Source organism: Parapedobacter sp. 2B3, from assembly GCF_041925275.1.
Taxonomy (GTDB): Bacteria; Bacteroidota; Bacteroidia; order Sphingobacteriales; family Sphingobacteriaceae; genus Parapedobacter; species Parapedobacter pyrenivorans_A.
The window spans coordinates 256405-272418 of sequence record NZ_JBHEUZ010000005.1 but is presented as its reverse complement, the minus strand read 5'-3'; the positions used below and the strand labels follow the sequence as shown (position 1 = coordinate 272418).

At 52.2% G+C, this 16014-nt stretch carries 15 protein-coding genes; 6 read left to right on the top strand and 9 right to left on the bottom strand.

The annotated features are described in order from the left end of the window. Positions 1-52: 52 nt before the first annotated feature. The 7 genes from ACEVG1_RS08350 to ACEVG1_RS08320 form a co-directional block, all read right to left on the bottom strand. A complete protein-coding gene (locus ACEVG1_RS08350; protein ID WP_374743183.1) occupies positions 53-805 on the bottom strand; it encodes a zinc ribbon domain-containing protein in 753 nt (250 codons plus the stop codon). Beyond that, positions 806-1903, bottom strand: coding sequence for a Nif3-like dinuclear metal center hexameric protein (locus ACEVG1_RS08345; RefSeq protein WP_374743205.1), 1098 nt, complete (start codon positions 1901-1903; stop codon positions 806-808). It abuts the gene before it with no gap. Next, complete coding sequence (locus ACEVG1_RS08340) at positions 1890-2366, bottom strand: hypothetical protein (protein WP_374743182.1); 477 nt, start codon at positions 2364-2366, stop codon at positions 1890-1892. Before ACEVG1_RS08340 ends, ACEVG1_RS08345 begins: the two co-directional genes overlap by 14 nt. A gap of 88 nt (positions 2367-2454) precedes the next feature. Further along, entirely contained in the window at positions 2455-2925 is a 471-nt protein-coding gene (locus ACEVG1_RS08335) for a GNAT family N-acetyltransferase (protein ID WP_374743181.1), read from the bottom strand. Between the two features lie 11 nt (positions 2926-2936). After that, a complete protein-coding gene (locus tag ACEVG1_RS08330; RefSeq protein ID WP_374743180.1) occupies positions 2937-3683 on the bottom strand; it encodes an alpha/beta fold hydrolase in 747 nt (248 codons plus the stop codon). 25 nt (positions 3684-3708) lie between these two features. Continuing rightward, on the bottom strand, positions 3709-5319 hold the full coding sequence (locus tag ACEVG1_RS08325) for an FAD-dependent monooxygenase (RefSeq protein WP_374743179.1): 1611 nt from the start codon (positions 5317-5319) through the stop codon (positions 3709-3711). A 2-nt stretch (positions 5320-5321) separates the two neighbouring features. Beyond that, complete coding sequence (locus ACEVG1_RS08320; protein ID WP_374743178.1) at positions 5322-6029, bottom strand: SAM-dependent methyltransferase; 708 nt, start codon at positions 6027-6029, stop codon at positions 5322-5324. A 113-nt stretch (positions 6030-6142) separates the two neighbouring features. On the opposite strand from ACEVG1_RS08320, the gene apaG reads away from it, so the two are divergent. The 6 genes from apaG to ACEVG1_RS08290 all read left to right on the top strand — a co-directional run bounded on the left by apaG (position 6143) and on the right by ACEVG1_RS08290 (position 13696). Continuing rightward, positions 6143-6529 carry a Co2+/Mg2+ efflux protein ApaG gene (gene apaG / locus ACEVG1_RS08315; RefSeq protein WP_374743177.1) on the top strand — a complete coding sequence of 129 codons (387 nt, stop codon included), beginning with the start codon at positions 6143-6145 and terminating at the stop codon, positions 6527-6529. 411 nt (positions 6530-6940) lie between these two features. Next, complete coding sequence (locus tag ACEVG1_RS08310) at positions 6941-7258, top strand: hypothetical protein (RefSeq protein WP_374743176.1); 318 nt, start codon at positions 6941-6943, stop codon at positions 7256-7258. 251 nt (positions 7259-7509) lie between these two features. Beyond that, positions 7510-8172, top strand: coding sequence for an NAD(P)H-binding protein (locus tag ACEVG1_RS08305; protein ID WP_374743175.1), 663 nt, complete (start codon positions 7510-7512; stop codon positions 8170-8172). Then, complete coding sequence (locus tag ACEVG1_RS08300; RefSeq protein ID WP_374743174.1) at positions 8169-10028, top strand: ABC-F family ATP-binding cassette domain-containing protein; 1860 nt, start codon at positions 8169-8171, stop codon at positions 10026-10028. The genes ACEVG1_RS08305 and ACEVG1_RS08300 overlap by 4 nt, the downstream gene beginning before the upstream one ends. Before the next feature lie 63 nt (positions 10029-10091). After that, a complete protein-coding gene (gene mnmG / locus ACEVG1_RS08295; protein WP_374743173.1) occupies positions 10092-11951 on the top strand; it encodes a tRNA uridine-5-carboxymethylaminomethyl(34) synthesis enzyme MnmG in 1860 nt (619 codons plus the stop codon). Positions 11952-12193: 242 nt separating this feature from the next. After that, entirely contained in the window at positions 12194-13696 is a 1503-nt protein-coding gene (locus ACEVG1_RS08290) for an Ig-like domain-containing protein (protein ID WP_374743172.1), read from the top strand. Positions 13697-13729: 33 nt separating this feature from the next. On the opposite strand, the gene ACEVG1_RS08285 is transcribed toward ACEVG1_RS08290, so the two are convergent. Together ACEVG1_RS08285 and nadB are read right to left on the bottom strand one after the other, a co-directional pair. After that, the gene (locus ACEVG1_RS08285; RefSeq protein ID WP_374743170.1) at positions 13730-14239 is read right to left on the bottom strand and encodes a gamma carbonic anhydrase family protein; all 510 of its coding nucleotides are present in this window, start codon (positions 14237-14239) and stop codon (positions 13730-13732) included. Between the two features lie 11 nt (positions 14240-14250). Beyond that, entirely contained in the window at positions 14251-15837 is a 1587-nt protein-coding gene (nadB, locus tag ACEVG1_RS08280; protein WP_374743169.1) for an L-aspartate oxidase, read from the bottom strand. Between the last annotated feature and the right edge of the window lie 177 nt (positions 15838-16014).

The window sequence follows — 16014 nt, the reverse complement described above, 5'->3', positions numbered from 1 at the left end:
CCGTCTCGTTTAAAACGAGACGGGCGGCCCTATTCATCAAGTTTCCTTTGCCTTAAGCGACCGAAGAGGGTGCTGTTTCCTCCGCAAGGGCTTCATCAACAAGTACACGGCCGCAATGCTCGCATACGATGATTTTCTTGCGCTGGCGGATTTCCAGTTGCTTCTGGGGGGGTATCTTGTTATGGCACCCCGAGCAGCTGTCGCGGTCTATCGAAACAACCGCCAACCCATTCTTGTAAGAGGTCCTCAGTCGGCGATATACCCGTAGCAGGCGCTCCTCGATGTCATTTTCAGCTTCGTCGGCTTGCTTGGTCAACTCATCCTCTTCCTTTTGGGTTTCGCTGGTGATGGTATCCAACTCCCCTTTTTTTACTTCAAGGTCTTTCTTTGCCGTTTCCAGCGTCTCCAGCGTGCCTTCGTAAATCTCCGTCTTGTTTTTGATATCAAACTCAAACTCGCGGATTTTTTTCTCACTCACCTGGATGTCCAGCCCCTGGATTTCTATCTCTTTGGTAATGGCGTCGTACTCCCGGTTGTTTTTCACCTCGTTGAGCTGCCCCTCGTATTTCTTTATCGCCGCCTGTGCATCCTGGATCATGTTGCGGCGGTTTACGATGGCATCCTCCAGCTCGTCCAATTCGCCCCGGATTTTCTCTATGCGGGTTTCCAACCCCGCTATATCGTCTTCCAGGTCGCTTACCTCCATCGGCAACTCACCCCGCACCTGCCGGATTTTGTCGACCTTGGTGTGGATGGTCTGCAGCAGCCAAAGCGCCCTTAGTTTTTGTTCTATAGTCTGTTCCATTTAACTATAATATTTTATTGGGTTCGTGTCCATTCCCGTCAAACGGACTGCAAAGGTAGGAAATTTTTTCTGAATAATTTCCAACAATAGTTGCTGCGTAAACTGTTCGCTTTCAAAATGTCCCACATCCGCGATGACGATTTTTCCCTCGGCATCAAAAAACTCGTGGTACTTGTAATCTGCCGTCACGAACACATCTGCCCCTGCACCGATTGCCTGGCCGAGCAAGAAGCCCCCGGACCCGCCGCAAACGGCCACATCGGCCACCGGTTTGCCTCGGAGGGCTGTGTGCCTGATCACGGTTGCCCCCAGCTGTTCCTTCAGGAAACCGAGGAAGTCTGTTTCCGCCATCGGCTGCTCCAACCGGCCAAAAAGGCCTGCCCCTATCCCTTGATGGCGGTTTTGCAACCGATAGATGTCGTACGCCACCTCTTCATAAGGATGCGCTTCGAAAAGGGCCTGTAACACGGCTCTTTCTTCTGTGGCTGGAAAAACCACCTCGATCCGCATTTCCTCTTCCCGGTGGTGCTCCCCCGGGCTACCCACAAAAGGATCCGCCCCTTCGCCCGCCCGGAACGTCCCATAGCCGGTGGTGTTGAAACTGCAAGCATCATAGCGGCCAACGTTACCGGCGCCGGCCCCGAACAGGGCCGTCCGCACACGCTCCGCATGTGCCAACGGCACAAACACCGCCAGCTTGCGGAGCATGTCGCCCTTCGGGCTGAGTATCCGCTTATCCCGTAATCCCAACCGCTCCGCTATCTTACCATTCACGCCGCCCAGTACGTTATCCAGGTTCGTATGGATGGCATACAGCGCGATGCCATGCTTGATTGCCTTCATCACCACCCGTTCCACATACGTGCTGCCATTGAACCGCTTCAGCCCGTTGAATACGATGGGGTGGTGGGATATGATCATGTCGCAGCCCAGCGCGATGGCTTCATCCACCACGGCCTCGGTGCAATCCAACGAGATGAGTGCCCGGTTTACTTCCTGGTCGGGGCTGCCGACCAAGAGCCCTGCATTGTCGTAGGGCTCCTGGTAAGCCAGTGGGGCCAACGACTCGAGGTGGTCGGTCAATTCACGCAGTTTCATCATCGGTTTGCCGGTTATTTTTGAGTTTTTCATGCTCTACCAGAAGATTTCTAAAGTTGTTCACCTTCACCCAATAGCCTACGAAATAAACGATGCTTAATAAACCGATGGTCACCAGGATAAATGCGGGTAATGGAATGCTGGACAGCAAAAAGAGCCAGGCGTACCACATTCCTGCCATCCGTCCGGGGTTTTCTTCCTCCGCTATTTTACGGTCATAGAACTCATTGGTAAGCGAATCTGCCAACCGCGAGGCCACGGAAAAATTCCAGTAAATGTTAAATAGCGGTATGACCAGCAGCCAGGCCTGGTTGGGGGTCATCAACCGGTTTTCAGGCGAGACGCAACCCAATGTTTTGCGTACGGTATTGGCATAAAACACCCACACGGCCAATCTGATCAGAAATACAGCGACAACCAGCTGTATCATTTCGGGCGAAAGATTTTCGTAGTCAATGTTCATTCGCAAACAGTTGCTTCTAATGATTTCTTCGGTGCTAAATTACAGCGATTCCGTTATAAAACCCAACGATCGGCTCGAATCCACGGCATCAACGTTCCCTTGGCGGAAGGGTCATCTCGATGTGCAGGATGCCGGCATCCATATAAGGCTCGCTTGTCTGCTCAAAGCCCAGTGCGTTATAAAACGCTTCGAGATGCTGCTGCGCCCCTATTTTTATCGTTTTCCCCCCATATAAACCGTAGGCTCCATCGATGCTCCGCCTCATCAGCTCGCCGCCCAGGCCCCGCCCCCGGAAAGCCGAGGCAGTGGCCACGCGTCCAATGCTCAACGCATCCGGGTAGGAGATACCGTACGGGATAAGCCGTGTATAGGCTACCAACGTATCGCCCTGCCATGCCATGAGGTGGCACGACAGTTGGTCCTTGTTATCCAAGTCGCGGTATACGCACGCCTGCTCCAAGACGAATATTTCTTGCCGCAATTGCAGGATTTTATAGAGCTCCTCCAACGAAAGTGCGGCAAACGTCTTCTCCACCCATGTTATTTCCTGCCTATCCATGGATGCCTTCATTAGTTGCCCACCACTTCTTCCAATAGGACCGCCAGCTTGTCCGGCATGCTCATCTGCGGATTATGATCCGCTTGCATGTTGACTACCGTCCAGCCGTAGCGCTGCGCCCGTTTAGCGAAAAAAGCAAAAGCATCTTTTTCCGCATTGTCGCCCTCGTACGTAAGGATATAGGTAGTCGGTAGGGCCAACCGCTTTTCGTTCTTCAGCACCAGCGGTTGGGAAAATGTCTTGGCCGGCTGCGGTACATCTTTCGGAAAACCCTGCGCGTCCACAGCCCAAAAGGGGTGTATGAGCCCGTCTTCCGCCGACATTTCGCGGCCGGTCTGCCCGCCGCCGTGCGCAGTGGCCACGCTTTGGCCGTCTTCGGGCACAAATGCGTCCAGGTAAATCAACCGCTTGATGCGGCCGGGCAGGCTGTCGGCCACACCGGTAACCACCATGCCGCCATAGCTATGCCCCAGCAGGATCACATCGTGCAGGTTCTCAAACAGGATGGTATTTACCACGTCCTTGATGTGGGTATCCAGATCGATGTCCGGCGAAGCCAGGTGCTGCCGCTCTCCCAATCCGGATAAGGTGGGCCGGTACACCGTGTGTCCGGCCGCGCGGAGCAGTGAATCCGTCTGCTTGAAAGACCATCCGCCGCCCCAAGCACCATGCACCAGCACGTAGGTTTGCTGTTGGGCCATCGTTGCCGCCGACCAAAGTGCCATACAAAGAAGCAGCATACTTGTTAACTTGTACATATGGGTGTTAATTTGTGATACATAGTTAGTGCTTTTCCGGTAAATGACCAAAAAAAGCCCACCCCAATATCTCCTGCATGTACGTATCTACAAGGGATACATTAAGCATGTCATTGATGTAACCGATATGCATATCTGGCCGGATGAGCACGAGTTTCGTTCCTGTCGGTTTCACTTCGAACGCACGGAACACCGCTTGGTTCCGGTTTGAATAGGGGAGATAGTAAAGATGCATCTCACGGGGATATTTTTGCCGCATCCACTGTCCGATGATATGGAGGTGGTGGTGGCTGATTGTACCCAGCACCAATAAAACAAAACCTGGTTTTTCACACCAGCGGTGTAAATCGGTCTGTATTTTTACTTTCTCGTCAAACACGGGCAAGCAGGGAAGCCGGTCACCTGCCTGGATATAGGTCCCCGATGCATGGTGTACTGCAAGGGGAGAGTGCCGATAATGCACATCGATGCCTGCCAGTCGGTCAAATGCCCGCCGTAGGCGGTCCGGGTCGCTGCCGACACGGTTTATCCGCATTTTTAAGAGGGAGTTCTTCAACCTGTTCAGCCACCGTCGGCCTTTTTCTCCCACGTCAAAAATACCGTTCCCCGCCTTTATCGCAGGCATTCGTTCCTGCTGGTACGTATGGAGCACGCCCAATGCCATCCGACCGTTCACCACCCCCGCGAGTTTCCAGGCGAGGTTTGCCGCATCGTATAGGCCTTCGTTCATTCCACGGCCCACGAGGGGCGAGAACCCATGCGCCGCATCGCCGATTAGGAAGCATCGTTGCCGCCGCATTTGCTCAACGGCTTGCTTCCGGTAGCGGAAATGTGTAATCCGTAGGCTTTCGTCCGGGTCGAAATCAACACCAAACGCAGCCGTCAGACCTTGTTTGACGGCTGCACATCCCAGTATATCGTTTTGTTTGGGTTCATATCCCGCGGGCAATGTGCCCAGCATGTGGTGGCGGCCGGTTGCGCCGATAGGAACAACCGCCAATGGTCCGGTGTCGAGAAAAAAAAGCCGGATTTTACGGCTTTCCACTTGTTTCGTTTCGACTTCGGCCACAAAAAAATTCCGTGCTTCGCCATCGCCTTCAAGCGGTATGCCGAGCAATCCTTGCAAAGTACTGTGGTGGCCGTCTGCGCCGATCACCCATGCACACCGCCACTCCTGGCGCCTGCCGTTGTGCAGCAAGGTGGCCGTCGCCCCGCCGTCGTCCTGCCTGATCGATTCAAGACGGGTTTCCCACGATACGGGGCATGCCTTTTCTGTCAGCCGGTTGAGCAGCAGTTTCTCCACATCATCCTGGCCAATCCGGTGGATGAACGGAAATGCTGTCGCTGTAGCAACCAACTGCGAAAAATCCAACGTGCCCACCGGGCCACGGCGCCCGAGCAGCTGCATGGCATAGCACGGTTCCCCCTGCGCAAGCAGCCGATCGGAAAGCCCCAGCTGGCGGAAAAGCTCCAACGACCGAGCGTGTACAAGCATCGCTTTGGGTTCACGATCCGGACCCGGCTTGGCATCGATGACCGTGGGCTGCAGACCGTAACGGAGCAGTTGGGCCGCCATCATCAACCCCGAAGGGCCGGCCCCGACAATCAAAACATCGGTTTGCTTTATGGTTCCCACAGTTAAAAAAGCAAGAAAATCGCTGGCTTTTTATGGAAATCATAGTTCCCTTCCCGCCACTTGCGGATCGGTTGGCTTATGATTTGCTCATCGGCAGCCGTGAGGTCAACGGCCACGCAAAGGCGTGTCTGCGGTTTGCATATGCGGAGCAGCTCAGCCAGCAACTGGTTGTTGCGGAAGGGGGTTTCGATAAAAACTTGTGTTTGTTTGTCCCGCTGGGCCGTTTGCTCCAATAGGCTTATTTTCCTCGCACGGTCGCCTTTATCTATCGGAAGGTAGCCATGGAACGCAAAGCTTTGGCCGTTGAACCCCGACGCCATCAGTCCCAACAGGATCGAACTGGGGCCGACCAGCGGCACCACCTTGATGCCCAGGCGGTAGGCCTCCGCCACGATGTCTGCACCGGGGTCCGCCACACCCGGGCAACCAGCCTCGCTCATCAAACCTACATCCTTACCCGATAGCAGGCCCGAGAAAAAAGGCGCCATATCCGCGTTGCCTCGCGAATGTTTTCCGTAATCATGCAATAGAAGCCTGTCTTGCGGTGTCCGGAGCCCCGCTTGTTTCAGGAACTTGCGTGCGGTTTTCCCGTTTTCAACGATGTACTCATCAATTGCATTGATGGTTTCGCTGAGGTAAGGCGTAAACGAAGCCGAGGCCGCATCGTCTGCCAAAGGCACGGGGATAAGGTACAGGGTTCCGTAAAACATGTACAAACCTAACAAAAAGGTGTTGAATAAGTTGGGTCAAGCCCGGATAATGTGCAGGTTGGTTTTATTTATTCAAACACATTTCTTAATTTGGCCAAAATTCCGCTGAACGCATGGCCACACAAATCACTGACGGCGTAAAGGTTTCGGTTGAGACGGTGTACCAACCCGAGTACTCCAATCCCGAAAACGAACATTTCATGTTTGCGTACCGGATTACCATCGAAAACTTAGGGGACTACAGCGTGCAGCTTTTACGCCGGCACTGGTATATTTTTGATTCCAACGGCACCCACCGCGAAGTGGAGGGCGAGGGGGTTGTGGGCCTGCAGCCCATCATCGAGCCCGGTGAGCGGCATGAATATGTTTCGGGTTGCAATCTCAAAAGCGACATGGGCACCATGGGTGGCACCTACCAAATGCTCCGGGAACTCGATGGTGCGATCTTCGAGGTGGATATCCCTAAGTTCGACCTGATTGCGCCCCACCGGTTGAACTAGCCGCCGCGGTTACCTGTTATACGCTTCTGCCGACCTACTTCTTCCCGGCGTTGTGCATGCCTCATCTTTTTTGTTTCGGTTTTGGCCATTTAAGTCAACGCTTCTATGCGGTACCCGTTTATAAATTTGCTGGAGGCAACCACCTACGCGGTAAAAGTGTTCACAAGAAACAGCACAACTAAACGGTTCCGGCCGGAAAGTAAATACAACCGGCAGCACAGGTAGCCTCTTGGGCGGTGGAAGTGCTCACAAGAAGCGGCAGAACCAAGCCGCTTCGACCGGAAAGCAAATCCATGCATGGCATACGTAAAGCCTGTGAAGCCGATGCGGACACAAGACGCAACAGAACCAAGCCGTTCCGGCCGGAAAGCAAAGCCATGCACGGCATACGTAAATCCCCTTGAAGTTGTAATGTACACAAGAAGCAACAGAACCAAGCCGTTCCGGCCGGAAAGCAAAGCCATGCACGGCGTACGTAAAGCCTGTGAAGCCGATGCGGACACGAGAAGCAACAGAACCAGGCCGTTCCGGCCGGAAAGCAAAGCCATGCACGGCATACGTAAGTCCCCATGGAGCCGTGGTGTACACAAGAAGCAACAGAACCAAGCCGTTCCAGCCGGAAGTAAACAAAAGCGCGGCATGCGTAAGTCCCCTATGCCGAGGTTGAGTTCACAAGCATCGGCATATCCAAACAGTTTTTATCGGAATACAAAAGCAAATGCGGCATAAGAAAACGCCTAAACAGTATAAGCGTTCACGAGAAACGGCATAACTAAGTAGTTCTGGTCCGGAAGCAAACCCCTGCACAGCAGAAATATATACTGCCGGCATATAAGAATGTGCTACCGGCATATAAGACAACGTGCCAATGATGAAAAGCAACTAGGAAGTACCGTTCCGCAGGATTCATAGTCCAACGCTGCCCGCACCCGGCCGCGAGTGGGAGAACCGATATATTTCCGTATTTTTGCACCGGATTTATGGCAACTCGGAAATCAGCTATTCTATTCGGCGCCACCGGATTAATCGGCAGCCAGCTCCTGCGCGAGCTGCTCGACTGCTCGGCATATGCCGCGGTTACGGTTGTCGTCCGCCGCGATACCGGCATCAGACACCCTAAGTTGAATCAACTTGTTGCCGATCACCGGTCGCTTGCCGACATCAAGGGACAGCTTGTCGCCGACCACGTTTTCTGCTGCGTAGGGACCACGAGGAAGAAAACGCCTGATCTCAACGAGTATTACCGCATAGACCACGATTACCCGGTCGCTGCCGCGCAGTATACGAAGGATAACGGTGCGACGGCTTTTTTGCTCGTTTCCGCGGTAGGGGCCAACCCTGCTTCGGCCAATTTCTACCTCCGGATGAAGGGGGAGACCGAACGGGACATCATCCGCTTGGGCTTCGAGCGGGCCCATGTGTTCCGACCGTCGCTACTGATGGGCAACCGATCGGAGAACAGGGGGTTGGAATCGCTGGCACAGGTCCTCTTCAAGGTTATTAATCCTTTATTAATCAACAGATTATCAAAATACAGGGCGGTTTCGGCTACTTGGGTGTCAAAAGCCCTATGCCATGTCGCCTTAAGCGGAGACCAAGGGGTCCATACGTACCATTGGGCCGATATCAAAAAGTGGGTATGAGCATTGTGTCAACAGAGCGGCTGGGCCATTCGTACCACGACAAGTGGTTGTTCAAAGACGTTTATTTCGCCCTACAGCGGGGGGAGCGCACCGCATTGGTCGGTGCCAACGGCGCCGGTAAATCCACCTTGCTGGGAATCCTTTCTGGCACGGTTGACCCCTCAGAGGGACAGGTGGTGCAAGAAAAGGGCGTGCGACTGGGATTTTTAAATCAAAATCCTGATTTCGAGCGGTTTAATACAATTTCCGATTTCATTTATAGCGAGGATCACCAACAGCAACAGCTCATCCGGCGCTATGAGGAACTTGTGTTGGATCCGCTTGCCGATGCCGACAAAGTGGCTGAATTGAGCGACCAGCTTACGGCGGCCAACGCTTGGGAGTACGAGCATACCATCAAAGGGATCCTGTCGCGTTTCCAATTGACCGACCTTTCCCAACATATCGCTACGCTTTCCGGAGGCCAGCGCAAACGGTTGGCGCTGGCAAAATTGCTCATCGATGAGCCGGACGTATATATCCTCGATGAACCAACCAACCACCTGGATATCGAGACCATCGAATGGCTCGAGAAATGGCTGGTAACCGGCCAGAAGACCGTATTGTTGGTTACGCACGACCGTTACTTTCTCGATAGCGTGTGTACCTCTATCTTTGAGCTGGAACGGGGCTCGCTGCAACGGTACACCGGGAATTACAGCTATTACCTCGAGCGGCGGGCGGAACGGGCCGCCGCTGAAGGAACCGCCCTCGTGCGCAACCGCAACTTGCTGCGCCGAGAACTCGAATGGATGCGGCGCCAACCCCAGGCTCGGGGAACAAAATCGAAAGCCCGGATCGACGCCTTCCACGAACTGAAGGAAAAGACGCAGCAAGCCACCACACAAGGTTCCGTGCAACTCAGTGTCAAGGTAAGCCGGTTGGGTGGAAAGATCATGGAACTGGAAGGTGTCTCCAAATCATACGATGGGAGAACCATTATCCGCGACTTTTCCTATGTCTTCAAGAAGGGCGACCGCATCGGTTTGGCGGGCCGCAATGGCTCGGGCAAAAGCACGTTCCTCAACTTGGTCACCCAGGTGACCGAACCCGATTCGGGTACGGTTGCCGTGGGCGATACCGTCGTTACCGGGTACTACCGCCAAACAGGTTTGGCCGTCGATGCCGATGCCCGGGTCATCGACGTAGTCAAGAACGTGGCCGAATACATTACGATGGCCAATGGCGACACGCTCACGGCGACACAACTCCTTACCCTGTTCCTTTTCCCGCCCGAAAAGCAATTCGGGCTGGTAAGTAAACTCAGCGGGGGCGAGCGCAAGCGGCTCCTATTGATGCGGGTACTGATGCAAAACCCGAACGTCCTTATATTGGACGAACCGGCGAACGATCTCGATATCGACACGCTCAATGTGCTGGAGGAGTTCCTTACGAATTATCCGGGCATCCTCTTGTTGGTGTCCCATGACCGTTACCTATTGGACCGGCTAACAGACCAACTATTCATCTTCGATGGGATGGGCGAGGTAACCCCCTACAACGGGAACTACGCGGCATTCAAGGCGGAGCAGAAGGAAGCAGAATCCGTAGCCCCCAAGGCGTCGCGGCCGAAAGCGGAGGCAAAGCATCTTGAACCCGCAACGAAAACCAAACTCACGTTCGGCGAGCAGCGGGAATACGAATTGCTGGACAATGAAATTCCCGGCCTCGAAAGGAAAATAGCAGAACAGGCGGAATTGTTGGCTCGGGAAACCGACTACCAAACGATTGCAGCCATGGCTGCAACGATGGAAGAATTAACACGGCAGCTCGATGCCAAAACCGAGCGCTGGCTCGAGTTAAGCGAATATATATGATGTGTTCCACGTGGAACATCGCGATAAGATAGGGCGTTCCACGTGGAACAAAACAAAAGGAAGATGTTCAAAAAATACAATGTCATCGTAGTAGGAGGGGGGCACGCCGGATGCGAAGCAGCAGCAGCAGCAGCCAACATGGGGTCGTCGGTCCTGTTGGTTACCATGAATATGGCCACCATCGGCCAGATGAGCTGCAATCCGGCCATGGGTGGCGTGGCAAAAGGCCAAATTGTGCGCGAAATCGACGCACTGGGCGGCTACTCGGGTATCATAGCGGATAAAACGACCATCCAATTCCGCATGCTCAACCAATCGAAAGGACCAGCCATGTGGAGCCCACGGACCCAAAACGACCGCATGCGCTTCGCCGAGGAATGGCGGCTCCAGTTGGAATCGATACCCAACATAGATATTTGGCAAGATACCGTGAAGGCCATACAAGTAGCCAACGGGAAAGCCGCCGGCGTCATCACTTCCCTCGGCCTCACCATTGATGCCGACGCCGTGATCCTCACGAACGGCACCTTCCTCAATGGAACCATCCACATCGGTGAGAAGCGCTTTGGCGGAGGCAGGACCGCCGAAAAAGCAGCCACTGGATTGACCGAGCAGCTCGTCGGTCTGGGTTTCGAATCCGGTCGCATGAAAACGGGCACGCCCCCCCGCGTGGATGGCCGAAGTCTGGATTATTCCAAAATGGAGGAACAATGGGGCGATGAGCAACGGGGACGCTTCTCATTCACGGAGATTGACTTACCCACGGAACAACGGTGTTGCTGGATTACGTATACCAACCCAGCCGTACACGAAAAACTAAAGGAAGGTTTTGAAAAATCGCCCATGTTCACGGGCCGTATACAAGGTCTCGGACCCCGTTATTGCCCATCCATCGAAGACAAAATCAACCGTTTCGCCGAGCGCGACAGGCACCAGATCTTCGTAGAGCCCGAGGGTTGGAAAACCGTCGAAATTTACGTGAATGGCTTCTCGACCTCCCTTCCGGAAGAGGTACAACAACAAGCGCTCCAACTCATACCTGGCTTCGAAAAGGCAAAGATGTTCCGCCCCGGATATGCCATCGAGTATGACTACTTCCCGCCGTTGCAGTTGGACCTCACCCTCGAAACACACCTCATCAAACACCTGTTTTTCGCCGGGCAGATAAACGGCACCACCGGCTATGAAGAAGCTGCCAGCCAGGGCCTGATTGCCGGCATAAATGCCCACCAGCGAATCAATGATCGGCACGAACTTATCCTGAAACGGTCAGAATCCTATATCGGTGTGTTGATCGACGACCTCGTAACCAAAGGGACCGAAGAGCCTTACCGCATGTTCACATCACGGGCCGAACACCGGCTCTTGCTTCGCCAGGACAACGCAGACGTACGGCTCACCCCTTTGGCACACCAGTTGGGAATGGTAGGAGACGATCGGCTTGAAAAAGTAAAAAGCAAAGTGGCAGCAGCCCGACAACTCGTCGATTATCTCCGGAAACATTCGGTCGGAGCCGAAGAGATGAACCCTATCTTGGCCGAATTGGGCTCAAGCCCGCTTACCCAGAAAATCAGGTTGTTCAATGTACTTACCCGTCCCCATGTCCATATCAGGCATTTGGCCCAAGCCGATACGAGACTTGCGGGATTGCTTGCTCACTGCGATACCGAAATTGTAGAACAAGCGGAAATCCAAGTGAAATACGAAAGCTATTTCGATAAGGAAATAGAAATCGTCGATAAAATGAAACGGATGGAAGACCAGGAAATCAACCCGGACTTCGATTACACTTCGCTCGTATCACTATCAAAGGAGGCCCGCGAAAAACTCATCAAGGTCAAACCCCGCACACTCGGACAAGCGTCCCGGATTTCCGGTGTTTCACCCTCAGATATTTCCGTTTTAATGGTACATTTGAATTAACAGTTTGATTAACAGTTGTTTACAATAAAATTATCTCGGCTTCCATAAATCATCCACAAGAGACTTTCTCAGATTTTTCAACGTACGGCATGTCAAGAATAGAAACCCGCTCAAATCGCTTAAAAATAGCCCCAAATGCAAAATGGGTTGTTCTCCCGTTTTTTGTAGCCCTTGTTTTACTCTCTTGGCAGTGTGCAAGTATCCAACAGCCCCAGGGCGGACCCAAAGACTCCATTCCGCCCGTGATACTGAAAGAAACCCCGCCCAACTTTACACGGAACTTCAACGCGGAAAAAATAGTGATCGAATTTAACGAGTTCATCAAACTTTCCAACCCGTTCAAGGAAGTCAGTGTCTCGCCCGATATCGATCAACCCATCAATCCCCGAGTCAAACGGAAAAATATAGAGATTACACTTCCCGATTCCCTTGAGGAGAATACGACCTATACCATCAACTTTGGAAAGGCCATCGGCGATTTCAATGAGGGTAATCCATTATTGAACTACAGCTATGTTTTTTCTACCGGCGATATCATCGACTCGCTAGCCGTATCCGGAAAGGTAATCAATGCGCTTACCAAGGAAAAGGAAAAGGAAATTACCGTCATGCTCATCCCAACACGCCAGGACTCAATTTTTGGCAAACGCAAAGCAAACATTTTCACACTTACCGATACCGCCGGAAATTTCAGGTTGCAAAACCTAAGGGAAGACAATTACCGCATATATGCATTAAGGGAGGAAAACAACGATCGCATATACAATGCCCCAACCGAACTTATTGGCTTCCTGAACGATTCCATCGTATTGGGCAAAGACACTTCGGGAATACTGCTGGAAGTCTCAAAAGGTATCCCCCGCGATTTCCGGTTACTTGATCGCAAAATAGAGTCCAATGGCAAAATCAGTCTGATCTTCAATAAGCCGCTTGAAGATGCCGGGTTGACGATCATCCATCCCACGGCACTCGATGCCGATAAGGTGGTCGAATATACCCCTACCCTTGACTCGGCCACGGTATGGGTCAACGACCTTACCTTCGATTCACTGAAAGTCGCTATCAGCAACCAAGGAGAAATACTGGATACCATTGTGATGCGGAGGGGCCGCAACGACAAATATGACCGCGATTTCATCATCACAGACAATCTCTCAGGAAATAAGGTAAACCGCACCCGGCATATTGAACTAACCGCAGGGTCGCCCGTACAGTCTATCGACCGCAGTAAAATCGTCCTGCTTGTAGATTCCGTTCCCGTTACTAATTTCCAATTGGCGAAAGATACTTCCTTGCAACGCCGGTACATCTTGCGGTACAACTGGCGCCCGAAACGTAATTACGTCCTGACTCTCGAGGAAGGTGCATTCGCCGGATTCTTCTCCGACAAGAACAAGTCTGTGACCAAAACGTTTACCATGGACGAGACCGAGAATTTCGGCGACATCCTCTTGAAAATAACCGTCCCCGATACATCACACCAATACCTAGTACAGCTCATCAATGAAAAAATGGATGTTATCTTCCGGAGTATTCCGATAGCTACCTCCACAGACATCCCTTTCCATCAATTCCCCGGCGGAAAATATACCATCCGGGTTGTCTACGACGAAAACAATAACGGTAAATGGGATACGGGCAACGTGTACGAAACCAAACAACCCGAGCGGGTGTGGTATCTCGGTAAGACCTTTATCATCCGGGCAAACTGGGAACAAGAAGAACTTATCACCATTCCTGAATAGCAAGGCTATGGTGATATCGAATATAGAACGCTGTCAGGAAAACCAGCTAGCATACATCACGTAGCGATCGGGCAGTTCATCGAGCATTTTCCGCTGCTCGGAAGTGATGGGTTTCACTTTCCGAGCGGGCACCCCCGCATACAGATAACCACGCTCACATACCGTTCCCTCCAACACCACGGCTCCTGCCGCGATGATAACATACGGCTCTACAACAGCACGGTCCATCACGATGGCACCCATGCCAATCAATACCCGGTCCTTCAGCTCACAGCCGTGCACCAGCGCGTTATGCCCGATATTCACGAAGCTACCGATCAGGGTAGGCGCTGTTTTGTACGTGCAATGAATCACGGCCCCATCCTGAATATTGGTATAAGTGCCAATCCGTATATGGTTCACATCGCCTCTCACCACCGCATTGAACCATACCGAACAATGTGCTCCCATCTTCACATCGCCTACCACCGTCGCATTGTCGGCAATAAAGCAATCGGTTCCGATATCCGGATGAATACCTTGTACGGGCAAAATCAATGGCATAAAATATCCAATTAGAAAATAGTGTCGACCCGGGTATCCGCGCGCTCCGGATAATCCGTTGTATAATGCAATCCACGGCTTTCCTTCCGGCCCATAGCCGACTTGATAACCAGGTACGCTACCTGGATGACGTTACGAAGTTCGCACAATTTTACCGATAGTCGGGTGTTCTTATAAAAACTTTCCGTCTCGTCATACAATAGCCCCAACCGCCGCATGGCACGTTCCAACCGGAAGTCAGACCGCACGATACCCACATAGTCGCTCATCACTTTCTGTGTTTCCCGTAAATTATGGGTTACCAGGATATCTTCATTGGACAATTCCGTATTCGAATCGTCCCAATCCGGTATCGATGCGGGGAGCTCAATATCCGACGCCATTGCAACGGCATCCAGATAAATCCGATGGGCAAATACCGTAGCCTCTAATAACGAGTTAGAAGCCAGCCTATTAGCTCCATGAAGTCCCGTGGAAGCACACTCTCCGCACGCATACAGGTTGCGGATTGACGAACGGCCGTGTTCATCCACCATAATGCCGCCACATAGGTAATGCGCAGCTGGCGTGACCGGAACATAATCCCTCGCCAAATCGATACCTATCGATAAACACTTCGCATAAATGTTCGGGAAATGGGCCAAAATATCCGCCTTACCTCGATGGGTAATGTCAAGCAAGACAAATTCGTCTCCCGACTTCTTCATCTCGGAATCGATTGCCCTTGCCACGATATCCCGTGGTGCCAAGTCCGCACGGTCGTCATATTCCTTCATAAAGAGGTCTCCATTCTTCCGTCTGAGCACACCGCCGAATCCCCTGACCGCTTCTGAAATCAGAAAAGCCGGGTACTCACCGGGATTATAAAGTGCTGTAGGATGGAATTGCATAAACTCCATGTTGCGCACCTTTCCCTTCGCACGGTAAACCATCGCTATACCATCGCCTGTAGCAATCACCGGATTGGTCGTGCTGGAATAGATGTGCCCGGCACCGCCCGATGCCATCACCGTTACCTTGCTCAGGATACGCTCCACCCGGTGGTCCACCGTATTCAATACATATACACCATAGCACGTGATATCGGGTGTACTTCTATCCACAAAGGTCCCCAGATGGTGCTGGGTAATCAAATCTACCGCAAAGTAGTGGGTCAGCAATTCAATGTTCGGATTTTCATGGACCTTCTCGAGCAATACACGCTCGATCTCGAACCCTGTAACGTCCTTATGGTGCAATACCCGATGCTCGGAATGGCCACCTTCGCGTGCCAAATCATACACGCCATCCGTCTTCTTGTCGAAATGGGTGCCGTAATCGATGATTTCCTGTATACGGTTCGGCCCCTCCCTAACCACATTTTCCACAACCCGTTCATCACACAATCCATCACCAGCTATCAGTGTATCAGCAATATGCTTTTCGAACGAGTCAGATTTATCCACAACCACCGCCACGCCCCCCTGGGCATACTTCGTATTCGATTCGTCTTCATTTGACTTCGTAATAATCATCACTTTACCATGCGAAGCAGCCTTCAAGGCAAAGCTCAGACCGGCTATCCCCGAACCGATAACTAAAAAATCAACCTGATGCATAAATAAAAAATGGGCTAAAACTGACCAACCTGGCCCTAGGTCTGAAATCCTGTTAATAACTTGTCGATTACCGGTTGAATAAAAATGATAACTCCACCTTTCACCAACTTCCTCTATTTTCTACACAAACTTCTACCTGAAACCAATCGAAATACACTACAATATTAACAAATCCTT

Excerpts from the sequence above, each read along its gene's own strand:
- ACEVG1_RS08350 (WP_374743183.1), bottom strand. The coding sequence starts at position 805 with ATGGAACAGACTATAGAACAAAAACTAAGGGCGCTTTGGCTGCTGCAG.
- ACEVG1_RS08345 (WP_374743205.1), bottom strand. The coding sequence starts at position 1,903 with ATGAAACTGCGTGAATTGACCGACCACCTCGAGTCGTTGGCCCCACTG.
- ACEVG1_RS08340 (WP_374743182.1), bottom strand. The coding sequence starts at position 2,366 with ATGAACATTGACTACGAAAATCTTTCGCCCGAAATGATACAGCTGGTT.
- ACEVG1_RS08335 (WP_374743181.1), bottom strand. The coding sequence starts at position 2,925 with ATGGATAGGCAGGAAATAACATGGGTGGAGAAGACGTTTGCCGCACTT.
- ACEVG1_RS08330 (WP_374743180.1), bottom strand. The coding sequence starts at position 3,683 with ATGTACAAGTTAACAAGTATGCTGCTTCTTTGTATGGCACTTTGGTCG.
- ACEVG1_RS08320 (WP_374743178.1), bottom strand. The coding sequence starts at position 6,029 with ATGTTTTACGGAACCCTGTACCTTATCCCCGTGCCTTTGGCAGACGAT.
- apaG (WP_374743177.1), top strand. The coding sequence starts at position 6,143 with ATGGCCACACAAATCACTGACGGCGTAAAGGTTTCGGTTGAGACGGTG.
- ACEVG1_RS08310 (WP_374743176.1), top strand. The coding sequence starts at position 6,941 with ATGTACACAAGAAGCAACAGAACCAAGCCGTTCCGGCCGGAAAGCAAA.
- ACEVG1_RS08305 (WP_374743175.1), top strand. The coding sequence starts at position 7,510 with ATGGCAACTCGGAAATCAGCTATTCTATTCGGCGCCACCGGATTAATC.
- ACEVG1_RS08300 (WP_374743174.1), top strand. The coding sequence starts at position 8,169 with ATGAGCATTGTGTCAACAGAGCGGCTGGGCCATTCGTACCACGACAAG.
- mnmG (WP_374743173.1), top strand. The coding sequence starts at position 10,092 with ATGTTCAAAAAATACAATGTCATCGTAGTAGGAGGGGGGCACGCCGGA.
- ACEVG1_RS08285 (WP_374743170.1), bottom strand. The coding sequence starts at position 14,239 with ATGCCATTGATTTTGCCCGTACAAGGTATTCATCCGGATATCGGAACC.
- nadB (WP_374743169.1), bottom strand. The coding sequence starts at position 15,837 with ATGCATCAGGTTGATTTTTTAGTTATCGGTTCGGGGATAGCCGGTCTG.